The organism is Clostridium porci (assembly GCF_009696375.1).
In the GTDB taxonomy this organism is placed as follows: Bacteria; Bacillota; Clostridia; order Lachnospirales; family Lachnospiraceae; genus Enterocloster; species Enterocloster porci.
This window is the reverse complement of sequence record NZ_VUMD01000009.1, coordinates 39,352-54,181: the sequence shown is the minus strand read 5'-3', so window position 1 is coordinate 54,181 and position 14,830 is coordinate 39,352. Positions and strand designations below refer to the sequence as shown.

The window sequence follows — 14,830 nt, the reverse complement described above, 5'->3', positions numbered from 1 at the left end:
AGACTGGCGGCGCCCGGCTAAGAAAGCATAAATCGGGAAGCCGCCTGTTCTGAATAGAAAGGGAATGAAAATGACGAAGAAACAGAAGGTAATGCTTGGACGTATCATTGCTGTATTGATTCTATATATTCCTCTGGCTGTAGCAGAGCATATGGAAGCTCTGCCTAGGGAACTGGGAGTATGGGGAAGAGCCGGACTGTATCTGATTCCCTATATAGCGATAGGCTGGGATATTATATTCAGAGCTTTCCGAAATATCCGAAACGGTCAGGTTTTTGACGAAAACTTTCTTATGACGGTAGCCACCTTTGGAGCTTATGGCATAGGGCAGTATTCCGAGGCGGTAGCGGTTATGCTGTTTTATCAGGTGGGAGAGCTGTTTCAGAATTATGCAGTGAACCGTTCCAGGCAGTCAATTACAGAGCTGATGGACATCTGCCCTGAATATGCGAACATAGAGGAAAATGGAACGCTTACTCAGGTAGATCCCAATAATATTCAGATTGGCGATACCATTGTAGTAAAAGCAGGAGAGAGAATCCCTTTGGATGGCCAGGTGCTATTCGGGGAATCATTGGTGGATACTTCAGCTCTTACAGGGGAGTCAGTTCCCAGAAGGGTGGGGCCGGGCAGCGAGATAATAAGCGGCTGTGTCAACGGAAGCGGTCTATTGAAAGTCCGCGTCACTAGGGAGTTTGATGATTCCACGGTGGCTAAGATACTGGAGCTGGTGGAAAATGCCAGCAGCAAAAAGGCACAGGTGGAAAACTTTATTACGCGGTTTGCCAGATATTATACCCCCCTGGTAGTTTTAGGAGCTGTATTGTTGGCAATTATGCAGCCTATGCTGTTTGGACAGACATGGGAGGAGGGAGTGAGGAGGGCCTGTACGTTTCTGGTAATTTCCTGTCCGTGCGCGCTTGTCATTTCTGTGCCTATGAGCTTTTTTTCAGGAATCGGGGCAGCCTCCAAGCGGGGCGTTCTGGTTAAGGGAAGCAATTATCTGGAAGCTTTGTCTGAGATGAGAACCATTGTCTTTGATAAGACGGGAACGTTGACAAAGGGTGAATTTAAGGTAACGGAAATCCTGCCTGCCTGTCAACACGGCCAGGAGGAAGACGGGAGTATGCAAAAAAAGGAAAAGGATGCTCTTTTGGAACTGGCGGCCCTGGCAGAGGGCTACTCCGACCATCCGATATCCCGGTCTATCAGAGAGGCCTGGGGACAGGAGACGGACATGAACCGGGTAACGGACACAGAGGAAATATCTGGCCATGGCGTCAGGGCTGAAGTTGACGGCCGCATGGTTCTTGCAGGGAACAGCAAGCTGATGAAGGAAATGAAGGTAGATTATGAGGCGTGCTCTGGAATCGGTACGGTTGTCTATGTGGCAGTGGATGGTAAGTTTAAGGGTGCCATTGTTATATCAGATACCATTAAGGAGGAGGCGTTTACAGCCATTGAGAAGCTCAAAAAGGCAGGTATAACACGCACTGTCATGCTGACAGGAGATAAACAGGAGGTGGGAGAGGCCGTGGCAGCGAAGCTGGGGCTGGATGAGGTTCATGCAGAGCTGCTTCCAGGAGACAAGGTGGCAAAGGTGGAGGAGCTTCTGGCTGGCATGAAAGGCAGGGATAAGCTGGCTTTCGTGGGAGACGGCATTAATGATGCTCCCGTTCTCTCCAGAGCAGATATTGGCATTGCCATGGGAAGCATGGGCTCTGATGCGGCGATTGAGGCGGCGGATATTGTTCTTATGGATGATGATCCTGCCAAGATTGCAGATGTGGTACGCATTTCCAGAAAGACAATGTCTATTGTAAAGCAGAACATACTGTTTGCCTTAGGTGTGAAAGCGATCGTGCTTCTAATGGGAGCCTTCGGAATTGCTACCATGTGGGAGGCTGTATTTGCGGATGTAGGCGTATCGGTGATTGCAATTCTGAATGCAATGCGTGTATTGTCCCTTTGATAAAAGCTCTTTTAAAGGCTAGTCTTGTTCCGTAAGCTAGAAGAAAGCCTGACAAAACCAATGAAAAAGGCTGTGGTTTTGTCAGGCTTTCTTTGCTGCTCTGCTGTAATTATGAACGCTTTGGAGACAAGGCAGAGCTCAGACTCCTTTGATGGAGCAAGCTCAGACAGACTAAAGGCGTTTTTCGGCTTCCGGGAGTTCGTTTCCCTGGTTAATATGCTTTTTGATGGCGTCAAAGCTCTTTGCGCTGAGGGTATGCTCCATACGGCAGGCATCTTCTACAGCGGTTTTGGCGTCCACCCCCAGATAGACAAGCCAGTTGGATAGCAGGGTATGGCGCTCATATATTGTGTCTGCAATGGCCTGACCGGCAGAGGTCAGAGTGATATGTCCCTGGCCATCCACTAAGATATAACCGTTTTTCCTGAGATTTTTCATCGCAACACTGACGCTTGGTTTTGAAAAACCCAGCTCTACGGCTATGTCGATGGAGCGTACATAGGTCTGCTTCTGACTAAGCATATGGATGGTTTCCAGATAGTTCTCTGCTGATTCCTGTATTTTCAATCGATTTACACCCCCGATTCTAATAGTTGTTGTGTCAGATATAAGTTTAGCATATTAAAAAAGAGTTGACAAGAGACGTAGACAGTGATAACTTAAATATAAAGAAAAAGTTAGAGAGATCTAACTAAAAAGAGGCCAATCAAAGGCTTTTGGTAACATTCCAGAAACAGTTAGAAAAGGAGAGAGGAATATGAATCTTCCAACACTGATTATTTTGCTTATACTCATGGCTGTTGTAGGAGCGATTATTCGAAAAATGATACGGGATAAAAAGGCTGGGAAGGGCTGTTCCAGCTGCGGAGGCGGCTGTGGAGGCTGCCACGGAGCAACCTCCTGCCATTCTACCAGCTCCAGACATTAGCTCCTGTTTGAAGGCTGCTTTTTTGGCATAAGCACTTCATTCCTTATGGAAGCTGAGCCTGGTAAAGGCGGCTTGCTACCTCCCCAATGTGTCTAGCTGATCAGACTGGCGGGAAATTTCTTTTACCATGGCGGCTACCTGCCCGGCAGAGGCTGCGGTTGTTTGGATGACGCCAGAAACCTGATTCATTTCTTCCTTAATCTTGTCCATGGTAGTGAGCTGGTCTGTGGCAACCCCGGAAATATCCACTGCCCGATGAGCTACGTTTTCTACGCTGTCTTTAATTTTACCTAAGGCATCTGAGGTTTGCCGCGCTACGGCAGCTCCATGGTCGACTGCATGCTGGCAGCTGGACAATACCTCCATGGTTTCCTTGGCAGCCTTTGCGCTGTTGCTGGCCAAAGCTCGTACCTCGTCGGCTACTACAGCAAACCCTTTACCAGCTTCTCCCGCTCTGGCGGCTTCTACAGCGGCGTTTAGTGCAAGGATGTTTGTTTGAAAGGCAATGTCGTTGATCGTTTTAATGATGTGCTCAATGGAAAGCATGCTGTCCTCTATTTTCTTTACCGCAGAGAGCATCCCTCCCATGTGGGTTCCGCCTTCTTCTACGTACAGGTTCATTTCCCTGGAGTCTGTTTGTATCCTTTGTGCCAAATCAACGGTGTTCTTCATCTGGGAGGAGAAGGTTTCCACTGCCGCATAGACCTGCTGTACAGAAGCAGCCTGCTGTGTGGCGCCGCAGGCTAAGCTTTCTGATTCGCCGGACAGGCTCTTTGCCTCAGTAGAGATATTGCCTGCGATTGCAGCGACGTGTAGAAGTAAATCCTGCTGTTCTTGTACCATTTCCTCATTATGAGCCGTTTTTTCAGACAAATTTTCCGCTATTTTCTGCACCTCCTCCTGTTTGGAGGCAGACTCGGTCAGGTAATGGATCTCATTTTTTACGCTTAAATGTGTCAGTACAAATCCCACTAAAATGGCGAGAAGGCATTGAGCCAGAACCAGGGGATCTTCGATCCATTTATCTGCCCTTGCGCTTAATATGGCAGCTTCTAAAAGAAACAATGCGATGCTGCAAATAAAGCTAAGCCGAACCAGCATGATAGAAAAAAAGAGCATAGAAAGCGCGCCCGCGCAGATATACAGAGCCGGGCTTGGGGTAAAACGCCCGGTTATGGTTTGCGTAATAAAGATTGTAAAATTAACACAGACAATAAGATAGCATCTGAGGAACCGAATCGTGCAGGAGTTCCCCAGGAAATGGCAGGGAAGCACAATCACTAACCCTATGGACAGCAGCAGTATCATGTAAAAAAACTCTTGCTTAAAAAGATAAAGAATGGAAAATAAACCCACCGTACAGCTCACAATGTAGGAGCAGCTTCTTAGCGTCTTAACCTGATCAACCATGTAGGAATCTCCTTTATATGGACTTTTAATATATATCCATATATCGTCTGGTTTTTCCCAAACATAAGTATCAAAAAAGTATGACTACTCGGCTTTAATTTCCTTCCACATATCATTATACATCTGATCCACATCCTCTCCGAGGTACTGGATAATCTCACAGTTATTAAGGCTGTTTATATCCGGGAACAGCGCCTTGTTGTTTTTCATCTCATCATCCAGCAGCTGGAACGCGCCCTTATTAGGGGTAGCGTAGGTGATATATTCAAAGTTCATCTTGGCAATGTCGGGACGGCAGAGAAAATTAATCCACTTTTCTGCATTTTCCTTATGCTCTGCACCTGCCGGGATGACCCAGGAGTCGATCCAGTAGTTGGTTCCTTCCTCTGGAATCACATATTCAAGGTCATAGTCCAGATTCTGGGCAGCTACCTCGCCCTGGATGTAGAGCATTTCTCCAGAATAGATAACTCCTAGGGCTGCCTCCCCTCCGATCATCTTATCCCGCACCTGGTCGATGACATAGGCTTGCACCAAAGGCTTTTGCTCAATCAGCAGATCCCGGGCCTGGGCCAGCTGATCGGCATTGGTGGTATTTAAGGAATAGCCCTTCATTTTCAGAGCAATGGTGAATGCGTCTCTTACGCTGTTTTGCATAAGGATTTCACCCTTCAGGCGCTCGTCCCACAGATCCGACCACTTGGTAGGAGCGGGAACGCCCAGCTCCGCTAAACGCTTGGTGTTGTAGAGGATGCCCATAGTACCCCAGCAGTAGGGAACGGAATATTTATTATCTGCGTCAAAGCCTTTGGAAATATCCATGTATTCCTGGCCGATTTCCTTTGCGTTGGGAATGTTGTCAAAGTTCAGCTCAGCCAGCAGATTATTTTCAATCATGCGCTGTATCATGTAATCAGAGGGGCAGACCACATCATATTTCAGCGCTCCTGCCTGGATGACAGGATACATTTCTTCGTTGGTCTCAAATACGTCGTAAACCACCTGAATGCCCGTTTCCTGCTCAAACATGGCGATTACGTCCTCGTCAATGTATTCGCCCCAGTTATAGACATTAAGCTTGTTGTCTTCCTTATTCGCGCCTTCAGATGTGCTGCCGGATTTTTGGCAGCCGGTTAAGAGGGCGGCAGACAGCGCCATGACAGAAGCCGCTGCCAGAGTCATTGCCAATTTCTTCTTCATAATCGTCTCCTTCATAAATACAGTTTATTTTTGAACCGGTTTTTTAATTGGCCGGAAGTTAACAAAAAGCAGCAGGATAAGCACAGTTAGGAATATGATGGAGGACAGTGCGTACATGGACGGACGAATGCCTCGTCTTACCTCGCTGTAGATAAGGGTTGACAGCGTATTGATGCCTGCGCCTTTGGTAAAATGGGTAATGATAAAGTCGTCTAGGGACATGGTAAATGCCAGCAGAAAGCCGGAGAGAACGCCAGGCAGGATGTCAGGGAACACGACCTTGTAAAAGGCCTGCATGTGGGTGGCTCCCAGATCTAAGGCTGCCTCATAGGCGCTGCGATCGGTCTGCTTTAGCTTGGGCATGACGCTCAATATCACATAAGGTATATTAAAGGTAATATGCGCAATGAGGACTGTCTGAAACCCCAGTGAAATTCCGAAGGCGATAAACGCCAGCATCAGGGAGATGCCTGTTACAATGTCCGCATTCAACATGGGAATGTTAGTGATGCCCATAAACAGGGTTTTGGAAGCCGGCTTCATGCTGCTTATGGCAATGGCTGCCATGGTGCCGATTACAGTGGCTATAAGCCCAGAGGCAAACGCTATGAGCAGGGTGGTTGTCAGCGCACCCATAATGGAACGGCTGTCGAACATCTGCACATACCACTGGAGCGTAAAGCCTCCCCACTGGGTTCTGGATTTGGACTGATTAAAGGACAGTACCATCATTGTAATAATAGGCGCATATAAAAAAATCAGTATCAGCGCCATATAAAAGTCGGATATAATTCTGCGTATGGTTTGAATTCCTTTTGTCATCAGAACGCTGTCCCCTCCCCGTTTTTATCGTATTTGGCAATAACCGCCATGCTGATTAAGATGAATACCATGAGAACCAGAGACAGGCCGCTGCCTAAATTCCAGTTGCTGCCCCTGGTAAATTCCTGTTCAATTACATTTCCGATCAGGAGTATCTTACTGCCTCCCAGCAAATCGGAGATAACGAAGGTAGTCAGAGACGGAACGAACACCATGGTGATGCCGCTGATGATTCCAGGCAGGCTTAAGGGAAGCCACACCTTCACCAGGCGCTGAAATCCGTTGGCTCCCAGATCCTTGGCTGCATGGATGATGTTGTCATCAATTTTAGACAGCACATTATAGATTGGAAGAACCATAAAGGGCAGGAAGTTGTATACCATACCCAGCACAATGGCCCCCGGCGTATTAATCAGAGTTTGGGAGGGCAGGCGAAGCCAGGTAAGAATTCCGTTAATAACTCCGTTTTTCTCAAGGAGAGTCTGCCAGGCCATGGTGCGCAGCAGAAAATTCATCCACATAGGCAGGATGAAAATAAATACGATAAAGCTGCTGGCGGCCATTTTCCGTCCTCTGAGTATCATAGCAAGAGGAAAGGCCAGGATAAGGCAGGTAAGGGTGCTGATCAGGGACAGCCCCAGAGAGAGCCAGAGGGCCTTAAAGTGATCGGGGGCTGCGATGGAAAGGATATTTTCCAGTGTAAATGCTCCGGTCCTGTCAGTAAGCCCGTACCACATAATCAAAAGCAGAGGAATCAGGATAAAGCCGGTTATCCACACCGCATAGGGGCCAGCAAGTCCAAAACGGCGAAGGAGCAGTAAAGGGTGCTGTTTCCTGGTATTGTTCATTGCTGTGCTATTCATTGACTCCCAATGCCTCCTCATCCTCAGAAGCAGGCTTATTCATAATCTGAATCTCAAAGGGCTCCACATGGATGCCTACCTGCTGGCCAACAGGGAACATGTCTGTGGAGTGAACCAGCCACTCAAAGCCGTCGGGCGTGGTTACCTCCATCTCATAGTGAACACCTTTAAAAATCAGATGAGTTACGATTCCTACCAGGGTTCCGTCCTCCGGCTTTACCAGGTCAATATCCTCAGGCCGTATTACAACGTCCACAGGCTTATTATTGCCAAATCCCCTGTCAACACAGGGAAATTTTGCTCCAAAAATTTCCACCAGTTCATCTCTTATCATAATACCGGGGACAATGTTGCTTTCGCCGATAAAATCGGCGACAAAGGCATTTTCAGGCTCGTTGTAAATCTGCTCAGGAGAGCCCATCTGCTGTATGTATCCCTGGTTCATCACAACGATGGTGTCGGACATGGTGAGGGCTTCCTCCTGGTCATGGGTTACATAGATGAAGGTGATGCCAAGCTCATTCTTCAGACGGATCAGCTCATACTGCATATCCTGGCGGAGCTTTAAATCCAGAGCGCCCAGAGGCTCGTCCAAAAGCAGTACCCTGGGTTCATTTACAATGGCTCTGGCGATGGCGATTCGTTGCTGCTGTCCGCCGGAGAGAGAGTCTACGGTGCGTTTTTCGTAGCCGGAAAGATTTACAAGCTTTAGAGCGTATTGAATCTTATCATTAATATAGGACTTGGGCTTATTCTTAATTTTTAATCCGAAGGCAATGTTCTCTGCAATATTCATATGGGGAAATAGTGCGTATTTTTGAAATACCGTATTCAGCTGCCGTTTGTTAGGCGGGATTTTGGTGGCGTCCTGGCCCTCAAAAATAACCTTACCGGTATCCGGCATAGTAAAACCGCCGATGATGCGCAGGGTAGTGGTCTTGCCGCAGCCGCTGGGGCCTAGCAGGGTCACAAAGCTGTTCTCCTTAATGGAAAGATTTAGATCATCCAGTACCATTTCACCGTCAAAGCTTTTGGATATATGCTGCAGATCAATTAAAGGCTGGCTCATAAAATGTGTTCTCCTTTGTCATATATAAATGTTAGAAGCTGGGAGGCGAGCTTACCCACAATATGGAAGCTCCGCTTTTGCTGGTTAGATAGTGTTTCTTATCTGGTATAAAATAAAAGGATTCGCCTTTTTTTGCTTTGAAGGTCTTGCTGCCGATATGGATGGAGACAGAGCCCTGGAGCACGTAGCCAAATTCCTCTCCCTCATGGGGGTGATGGGGACAGGTGGAGCCTTCGGCCTTCAGGGTAAGAAGAATGGGCTCCATTACATGCTTTTGGGCATTGGGGATGATCCATTTAATTTCATTATTTAAGTCTGTGTCAATTTTTTCAAAATAATCCTGTTTACCAAATACAACCTGTTCGTCAGGGGATTCGTTAAAGAAATCCCCAATGGTTGTACCCAGACACTGCAGGATATCCATAAGGGTGGCAATGGACGGAGAGGTTAGATCCCGTTCCAGCTGGGAGATAAAGCCCTTGGAAAGCTCGGCCCGGCCGGCCAGCTCCTCCTGGGTCAATCCCTTTAGCACCCGCAGCTCCTTCAACTTGCTTCCGATTTCCATGCGATTCCTCCCGGTTCTAAGCAGCTATACAAAAAGTTTATAAATACTAACTGACTGTAAAAATAAGCAAAAAGTTTAGTAATAATAAACAAGCGCGAGTTTTATTATACAATAAATTCCTTCTATGTCAATAGTTTTTTAGAAACTTCTGGTTAACAAATAAATGAAGTTATGGTATGATGGTTTTAGTCCAAAGCAGGAAGTAAAAATAGGGAGGTAGTACAGGAATGAAAGGCAAATATATGGCGTATGTGGGGTCTTATTCCTACACCGAAAAAGCGAAGGGAATTACCGTATTTGACGTGGATGTGGAAAAGGGAGCCTTTAAGAAACGGTGTGAGATAGAGGTAGATAATTCCTCCTATGTGATAGCCTCCAGCAGCGGTAAAACCCTGTATTCCATAGCAGACGAGGGTGTGGTAGCTTTTCGGATACTGGAGAATGGAAGTCTTGCGAGGCTGAATTGTGCACCTATAAGAGGCATGAGAGGATGCCATTTGTGTACGGACAAGGATGATAAATATGTTTTTGTGTCCGGCTATCACGACGGTAAAACTACGGTGCTGAGCTTAAATCCTGATGGTTCCGTGGGTTCTATTGTGGACGGTGTATTTAATAAGGGCTATGGCAGTGTGGCAGAGCGTAATTTCCGCCCTCATGTGACCTGCACCAGAAGGATGCCGGATAACAGGTATGTGCTGTCGGTTGACAACGGAATTGATCAGGTAAAGATATTCCGTTTTAACGATAAGGAAAAGAAGCTGATTCAGGTAGACGCTATTCGCTGTGAGCTGGAGTCTGCTCCAAGGCATTTTCGCTACAGCTCAGACGGACGTTTCCTGTATCTGATGTATGAGCTGAGAAATCAAATCGATGTATTCACATATGAGACAGGGGAAAAGTCTCCTGTGATTGAGAAGATTCAGACGGTTTCCACCACTTCAACCAAGCAGCCCGGCAATATGACGGCAGCCTGCGCGATGCGTCTGTCGCCAGATGAACGATATCTCTATTGCTCCAATGCAGGCGAGAACACCGTCAGTATATACCGCAGAGATAAGGAGAGCGGACTTCTGACTATGCTTTGCTGTCTGCCTGTCAGTGGAGAGTATCCAAAGGATATTGGAGTATTCCCGGACAGCAGACATATTGTGTCTGTCAACCATGACAGCGGGAGCCTGACCTTTTTTGAGGTGGATTATGAAAAGGGCCTTCTGGTAATGAGTGGCCGGGAGGTATCGGTGACAGAGCCAAATTGCTGCGCGATTGTGAGGATTGGCGGCTGATAAAGGAGCTGTGGGCTGATGCGAGAGCAGAAGGAAATGACAGGAGAAAGGCGGTAGGATGGATATGGCAGGTTCCGTATATGGCACCTTATTGAAAATAACGACCTGGGGAGAGTCCCATGGAAAGGGGATCGGAGTAGTTGTGGACGGATGCCCCGCAGGGCTTTCTATTGCAGAGGCGGACATCCAGACGTATTTGGACAGGAGAAGGCCAGGTCAGAGCAAATTTACCACGTCCCGAAGGGAGGGAGATGGGGTGGAAATTCTATCTGGCGTATTTGAGGGCAGAACCACAGGTGCGCCGATCGCCATGGAGGTGCGCAACCTAGATCAGCGTTCACAGGATTATGGAGCAATTAAGGATGTATACCGGCCAGGCCATGCAGATTATACCTTTGATGAGAAATACGGCTTCCGGGATTACAGGGGAGGGGGACGTTCGTCGGGCAGGGAAACCATCGGCCGGGTGGCGGCGGGAGCGGTTGCCTGCAAGCTGCTGGAGAGCCTTGGCATAGCCGTCAGCGCTTACACCCGGTCAGTAGGAGCGATTGAGATTAGCTATGATTCCTTTAGTATGGAGGAAAGGTGGAACAACCGCCTTTATATGCCGGACGCCCAGGCAGCCGCCAGGGCCGAGGCTTATCTGGAGGAAATGATGGCTAGGAAGGATTCCTGCGGAGGCGTAGTGGAGTGCGTGATCCGGGGGCTGCCGGCAGGTATAGGTGAGCCTGTGTTTGATAAGCTGGATGGTTGCCTGGCAAAGGCCATGGTGTCCATTGGAGCGGTAAAGGGCTTTGAAATCGGGGATGGATTCGCGGCAGCCAGGGCCAATGGCTCTGGGAATAATGACAGCTTCGGCCTTACGAGTGAGGATCTGGATGGCAATCCTCTCATGAAGGAACAGATTGTAAAGAGAACGAACCATTCAGGCGGTACTCTGGGAGGTATCAGCGATGGAAGTGATATTGTGCTGCGTGCTGCCTTTAAGCCTACGCCTTCGATTGCGTCTCCCCAGGCTACGGTCAACCGTCAGGGAGAGGAGACGGACATTTGTATAAAGGGACGCCACGATCCTATTATCGTACCCAGAGCCGTAGTGGTTGTAGAGGCTATGGCAGCCCTAACTGTGGCGGATCTGCTGCTTTTGTCCATGAGCTCCAGGCTGGATCGGATACAGGCATTTTTTAACAAATGATAGTGACGGCCTAATGAGCTTTTTTAGCGAGGGGCTTGTGACCAGCCGGAATGTGATTTATAATTAGGCGGTAGGGTATCCGGCGCTGTGTCAAAAGCATCCGGTACGAAGAACAGAGAGAGGGAGATAATATATTATGAAAATCGCAATGGGAAACGACCATTCGGCACTGGAACTGAAGAATATCATTAAGGAATTTGTAGAGAGTATGGGCCATGAGGTGATTGATTTGGGTACCAATTCTACAGAGAGCTGTGATTACCCCATCTACGGAGAGAAGGTGGGGCGTGCAGTGGCCTCCGGAGAGGCAGACCTGGGGATTGCTATTTGCGGAACCGGGCTTGGAATCTCCCTAGCGGCCAACAAGGTAAAGGGGATTCGCGCCTGCGTCTGCAGTGAGCCCTACACGGCCAGACTGTCCAGGCTCCATAACAATGCCAATGTACTGGCCTTTGGCTCCAGGGTGGTAGGCAGCGAGCTGGCTAAAATGATAGTAGAGACCTGGCTGGAGGCCGGGTTTGAAGGAGAAAGGCATGCCCGCAGGGTACAGATGATTATGGATATTGAAAAGAGAGAACAGAACCTGTAAAACGAAAGGGCGAAGGGACTTGTCGTAAAACGGCCTTCATAAGATACTCCGCAATAAAACACTGCAATAAAACACGGTTCCATGTCTCCATAAAAATCATTTGGAACCGTGTTTTTCTGTTTCAAAAAGGGGGTTTTTTCAAGCTGCTATTGTATGTTACAGCATACTCCTTCTTTTGCTATATCAATTAATAATTCTCAGCCTTGCGTTCAAAATAAGCTTTCGGATGGGCGCAGCATGGACATACCTCAGGAGCCTCATTGCCCTCGTGGATATAGCCGCAGTTTCTGCACTTCCATCCTAAAGGAGCCATATCCTTGAAGGTTTTGCCATTCTTAAGGCTTTCTAACAGCTTCTTATAGCGTTTCTCGTGGGCGGCCTCAACCCTGGCAACCAGCTCGAACTTGACAGCCAGCTCTTCAAAGCCTTCTTCCCGTGCTTCCCGCGCCATACGAGCGTACATATCAGTCCATTCGTAGTTTTCCCCTTCTGCTGCGTCTATCAGGTTCTCTTCCGGTGTTCCCAGCCCGTGAAACTCTTTGAACCACATTTTTGCGTGCTCTTTCTCCTGGTCGGCAGTTTCCAGATATAAGGCAGCCATCTGCTCGTAACCGGCCTTCTTAGCCACAGATGCATAGTAGGTATACTTGTTGCGTGCCTGGGATTCTCCTGCGAATGCATCCTTTAAGTTCTGTTCTGTTTTTGTTCCTGCGTATTTTGATGCCATAGTTTTACCTCACCTTTCTCATCTCATTTGTATCATTAATTGCTACTGATAAATTGTATTCTATTTTTTCGGAATATTCAATCGAAATTCTAAAGCTTTAACTAAACTTTAACAAAAATATCTCTTTAAAAGTCCCTCAAACGCTTTGCCATGGCGGGCCTCATCCTTAGCCATCTCATGAACCGTATCGTGGATTGCGTCTAGATTGGCAGCCTTAGCTCTTTTAGCCAGGTCAAATTTACCGGCAGTAGCGCCGTTCTCAGCAGCAACCCTCATCTCCAGATTCTTCTTGGTGGATGGGGTTACAACCTCGCCTAACAGCTCAGCAAACTTAGCGGCGTGCTCAGCTTCCTCAAAAGCGGCCTTCTCCCAGTAGAGTCCAATCTCAGGATAGCCTTCCCTGTGGGCCACTCTGGACATAGCCAGATACATACCAACCTCAGAGCACTCGCCCTCAAAGTTAGCTCTTAAATCCATCATAATATCCTCTGGGGAACCCTGGGCAACGCCAACTTCATGCTCGCAGGCCCATGCCATAGAATCGGCCGCCTGCTCCTTGAATTTGGAAGCAGGAACGCCGCACTGTGGACATTTCTCAGGTGCGTTCTCGCCCTCATAAACATAACCGCATACTGTACAGACCCATTTCTTCATAATTAATATTCTCCTTTATATAGTTTTGTGTGGCCGCTCCGGCTGTAGAGCCGAAGGGAAAAGCTATTAATAATAGTAATCATTACTGTTTTAATATACTATAACTCATTTAAATTGTCAAGTTTATTTCTCAATTATTTTAGAAATCTAATTGGGCCTCTGCTTGGAGCTGTAATATGTTTCGTTTTGAGATTGTTTGGTTTATTAGGAAGATGCTGTACAAAAAAGCACAGTTCCAATCGCTGTTAATAGCCACTTGAAACTGCGCTTTCTTGTATTAGGGGAGCTGATACTTATATAATTTGCTATTGCATTCCCAGTGAAACAGCTCCTATTTGCAACATTTTATTATGAGTATTCAGCCAAAATTCCAGAGGCTAAATTAACCAAAGTATCTCTTTAAAAGTCCCTCAAACGCTTTGCCATGGCGGGCCTCATCCTTAGCCATCTCATGAACCGTATCGTGGATTGCGTCTAGATTGGCAGCCTTAGCTCTTTTAGCCAGGTCAAATTTACCGGCAGTAGCGCCGTTCTCAGCAGCAACCCTCATCTCCAGATTCTTCTTGGTGGATGGGGTTACAACCTCGCCTAACAGCTCAGCAAACTTAGCGGCGTGCTCAGCTTCCTCAAAAGCGGCCTTCTCCCAGTAGAGTCCAATCTCAGGATAGCCTTCCCTGTGGGCCACTCTGGACATAGCCAGATACATACCAACCTCAGAGCACTCGCCCTCAAAGTTAGCTCTTAAATCCATCATAATATCCTCTGGGGAACCCTGGGCAACGCCAACCTCATGCTCGCAGGCCCATGCCATAGAATCGGCCGCCTGCTCCTTGAATTTGGAAGCAGGAACGCCGCACTGTGGACATTTCTCAGGTGCGTTCTCGCCCTCATAAACATAACCGCATACTGTACAGACCCATTTCTTCATAATTAATATTCTCCTTTATATAGTTTTGTGTGGCCGCTCCGGCTGTAGAGCCGAAGCGGTTTGTTTATGATAATAGTAATTATTACTGATATTAATATAAATTATTTACGCTGTTTTGTCAACACTTTTTTCAACCTTTTTTTCTAAACAGTTTTTACATCTTCCGTAGAACAAAACAAAATGGCTGTCAATAATACCTGGTGCAGAAGCTTGTGCATTCTTGTTCAGCTCCTCCAGGGCCGTTGAGTCCATGTCATAAACCTGATTGCATTCCTTACATATAAAATGAGAATGTGGCGTGGTATTTCCATCAAAATGGTCAGCTCCGTCTCCGCAGGTCAGCTTTCGAATCTCCCCTGTCTCTACCAGCAGGTTCAAGTTACGGTATACGGTTCCAAGGCTGATATTGGGAAATTCTTCACGGATGCTGGCGTATAGGGCGTCTGCCGTAGGATGGTCATGCCGGTTCATCAGACTGGCTTTGATGGATTCCCTCTGACGGCTATACTTTAAGGCTTTCATCGCATCTCCTTTTCTAACTTGTATTAATAATGATAATAGTTACTGTTTATATAATAGCAAAAGATATATCCTCTGTCAAGAACAGGTAAGGAAAAACACC

At 47.4% G+C, this 14,830-nt stretch carries 16 protein-coding genes; 5 read left to right on the top strand and 11 right to left on the bottom strand.

The features are described from left to right. The first annotated feature begins 70 nt into the window (after positions 1-70). Positions 71-1,972, top strand: a complete 1,902-nt coding sequence (locus FYJ39_RS11565) for a heavy metal translocating P-type ATPase (protein WP_154472618.1) — start codon at positions 71-73, stop codon at positions 1,970-1,972. 171 nt (positions 1,973-2,143) lie between these two features. Here the strand turns inward: FYJ39_RS11565 and FYJ39_RS11560 are convergent, their stop codons facing one another. Then, positions 2,144-2,539 carry a metal-dependent transcriptional regulator gene (locus tag FYJ39_RS11560; protein WP_154472617.1) on the bottom strand — a complete coding sequence of 132 codons (396 nt, stop codon included), beginning with the start codon at positions 2,537-2,539 and terminating at the stop codon, positions 2,144-2,146. A gap of 190 nt (positions 2,540-2,729) precedes the next feature. Between FYJ39_RS11560 and FYJ39_RS11555 the strand changes: the two genes are divergently transcribed. Next, positions 2,730-2,900: a FeoB-associated Cys-rich membrane protein gene (locus FYJ39_RS11555; protein ID WP_154472616.1), complete on the top strand. Its 171-nt coding sequence runs from the start codon at positions 2,730-2,732 to the stop codon at positions 2,898-2,900. Between the two features lie 75 nt (positions 2,901-2,975). Here the strand turns inward: FYJ39_RS11555 and FYJ39_RS11550 are convergent, their stop codons facing one another. The 6 genes from FYJ39_RS11550 to FYJ39_RS11525 form a co-directional block, all read right to left on the bottom strand. Further along, on the bottom strand, positions 2,976-4,310 hold the full coding sequence (locus FYJ39_RS11550; protein WP_154472615.1) for a methyl-accepting chemotaxis protein: 1,335 nt from the start codon (positions 4,308-4,310) through the stop codon (positions 2,976-2,978). Positions 4,311-4,394: 84 nt separating this feature from the next. Then, positions 4,395-5,510: an ABC transporter substrate-binding protein gene (locus FYJ39_RS11545; RefSeq protein WP_154472614.1), complete on the bottom strand. Its 1,116-nt coding sequence runs from the start codon at positions 5,508-5,510 to the stop codon at positions 4,395-4,397. Positions 5,511-5,534: 24 nt separating this feature from the next. Then, the gene (locus FYJ39_RS11540; RefSeq protein ID WP_154472613.1) at positions 5,535-6,332 is read right to left on the bottom strand and encodes an ABC transporter permease; all 798 of its coding nucleotides are present in this window, start codon (positions 6,330-6,332) and stop codon (positions 5,535-5,537) included. Next, positions 6,332-7,180 (bottom strand): ABC transporter permease, encoded by an 849-nt coding sequence (locus FYJ39_RS11535; protein WP_154472703.1) that lies wholly within the window; start codon positions 7,178-7,180, stop codon positions 6,332-6,334. The genes FYJ39_RS11540 and FYJ39_RS11535 overlap by 1 nt, the downstream gene beginning before the upstream one ends. Before the next feature lie 7 nt (positions 7,181-7,187). Continuing rightward, positions 7,188-8,264, bottom strand: a complete 1,077-nt coding sequence (locus FYJ39_RS11530) for an ABC transporter ATP-binding protein (protein ID WP_154472612.1) — start codon at positions 8,262-8,264, stop codon at positions 7,188-7,190. Between the two features lie 31 nt (positions 8,265-8,295). Beyond that, a complete protein-coding gene (locus tag FYJ39_RS11525) occupies positions 8,296-8,829 on the bottom strand; it encodes a helix-turn-helix domain-containing protein (RefSeq protein ID WP_154472611.1) in 534 nt (177 codons plus the stop codon). Between the two features lie 227 nt (positions 8,830-9,056). Here FYJ39_RS11525 and FYJ39_RS11520 point away from each other — a divergent pair, with 227 nt between their 5' ends. The 3 genes from FYJ39_RS11520 to rpiB all read left to right on the top strand — a co-directional run bounded on the left by FYJ39_RS11520 (position 9,057) and on the right by rpiB (position 11,899). Continuing rightward, positions 9,057-10,115 (top strand): lactonase family protein, encoded by a 1,059-nt coding sequence (locus FYJ39_RS11520; RefSeq protein ID WP_154472610.1) that lies wholly within the window; start codon positions 9,057-9,059, stop codon positions 10,113-10,115. Between the two features lie 64 nt (positions 10,116-10,179). After that, positions 10,180-11,310 (top strand): chorismate synthase, encoded by a 1,131-nt coding sequence (aroC, locus tag FYJ39_RS11515; RefSeq protein ID WP_154472702.1) that lies wholly within the window; start codon positions 10,180-10,182, stop codon positions 11,308-11,310. A gap of 136 nt (positions 11,311-11,446) precedes the next feature. After that, the gene (gene rpiB / locus FYJ39_RS11510) at positions 11,447-11,899 is read left to right on the top strand and encodes a ribose 5-phosphate isomerase B (protein WP_154472609.1); all 453 of its coding nucleotides are present in this window, start codon (positions 11,447-11,449) and stop codon (positions 11,897-11,899) included. 187 nt (positions 11,900-12,086) lie between these two features. Here rpiB and rbr read toward each other — a convergent pair whose 3' ends face one another. The 4 genes from rbr to FYJ39_RS11490 form a co-directional block, all read right to left on the bottom strand. Beyond that, positions 12,087-12,626: a rubrerythrin gene (gene rbr, locus FYJ39_RS11505; protein WP_154472608.1), complete on the bottom strand. Its 540-nt coding sequence runs from the start codon at positions 12,624-12,626 to the stop codon at positions 12,087-12,089. A gap of 108 nt (positions 12,627-12,734) precedes the next feature. Then, positions 12,735-13,280 (bottom strand): NADH peroxidase, encoded by a 546-nt coding sequence (locus tag FYJ39_RS11500; RefSeq protein ID WP_154472607.1) that lies wholly within the window; start codon positions 13,278-13,280, stop codon positions 12,735-12,737. A gap of 382 nt (positions 13,281-13,662) precedes the next feature. After that, positions 13,663-14,208: an NADH peroxidase gene (locus FYJ39_RS11495; protein WP_154472606.1), complete on the bottom strand. Its 546-nt coding sequence runs from the start codon at positions 14,206-14,208 to the stop codon at positions 13,663-13,665. A 105-nt stretch (positions 14,209-14,313) separates the two neighbouring features. Further along, positions 14,314-14,730 (bottom strand): Fur family transcriptional regulator, encoded by a 417-nt coding sequence (locus FYJ39_RS11490; protein ID WP_154472605.1) that lies wholly within the window; start codon positions 14,728-14,730, stop codon positions 14,314-14,316. Positions 14,731-14,830: the final 100 nt, after the last annotated feature.

Excerpts from the sequence above, each read along its gene's own strand:
- FYJ39_RS11565 (WP_154472618.1), top strand. The coding sequence starts at position 71 with ATGACGAAGAAACAGAAGGTAATGCTTGGACGTATCATTGCTGTATTG.
- FYJ39_RS11555 (WP_154472616.1), top strand. The coding sequence starts at position 2,730 with ATGAATCTTCCAACACTGATTATTTTGCTTATACTCATGGCTGTTGTA.
- FYJ39_RS11550 (WP_154472615.1), bottom strand. The coding sequence starts at position 4,310 with ATGGTTGATCAGGTTAAGACGCTAAGAAGCTGCTCCTACATTGTGAGC.
- FYJ39_RS11545 (WP_154472614.1), bottom strand. The coding sequence starts at position 5,510 with ATGAAGAAGAAATTGGCAATGACTCTGGCAGCGGCTTCTGTCATGGCG.
- FYJ39_RS11540 (WP_154472613.1), bottom strand. The coding sequence starts at position 6,332 with ATGACAAAAGGAATTCAAACCATACGCAGAATTATATCCGACTTTTAT.
- FYJ39_RS11535 (WP_154472703.1), bottom strand. The coding sequence starts at position 7,180 with ATGAACAATACCAGGAAACAGCACCCTTTACTGCTCCTTCGCCGTTTT.
- FYJ39_RS11530 (WP_154472612.1), bottom strand. The coding sequence starts at position 8,264 with ATGAGCCAGCCTTTAATTGATCTGCAGCATATATCCAAAAGCTTTGAC.
- FYJ39_RS11525 (WP_154472611.1), bottom strand. The coding sequence starts at position 8,829 with ATGGAAATCGGAAGCAAGTTGAAGGAGCTGCGGGTGCTAAAGGGATTG.
- FYJ39_RS11520 (WP_154472610.1), top strand. The coding sequence starts at position 9,057 with ATGAAAGGCAAATATATGGCGTATGTGGGGTCTTATTCCTACACCGAA.
- aroC (WP_154472702.1), top strand. The coding sequence starts at position 10,180 with ATGGCAGGTTCCGTATATGGCACCTTATTGAAAATAACGACCTGGGGA.
- rpiB (WP_154472609.1), top strand. The coding sequence starts at position 11,447 with ATGAAAATCGCAATGGGAAACGACCATTCGGCACTGGAACTGAAGAAT.
- rbr (WP_154472608.1), bottom strand. The coding sequence starts at position 12,626 with ATGGCATCAAAATACGCAGGAACAAAAACAGAACAGAACTTAAAGGAT.
- FYJ39_RS11500 (WP_154472607.1), bottom strand. The coding sequence starts at position 13,280 with ATGAAGAAATGGGTCTGTACAGTATGCGGTTATGTTTATGAGGGCGAG.
- FYJ39_RS11495 (WP_154472606.1), bottom strand. The coding sequence starts at position 14,208 with ATGAAGAAATGGGTCTGTACAGTATGCGGTTATGTTTATGAGGGCGAG.
- FYJ39_RS11490 (WP_154472605.1), bottom strand. The coding sequence starts at position 14,730 with ATGAAAGCCTTAAAGTATAGCCGTCAGAGGGAATCCATCAAAGCCAGT.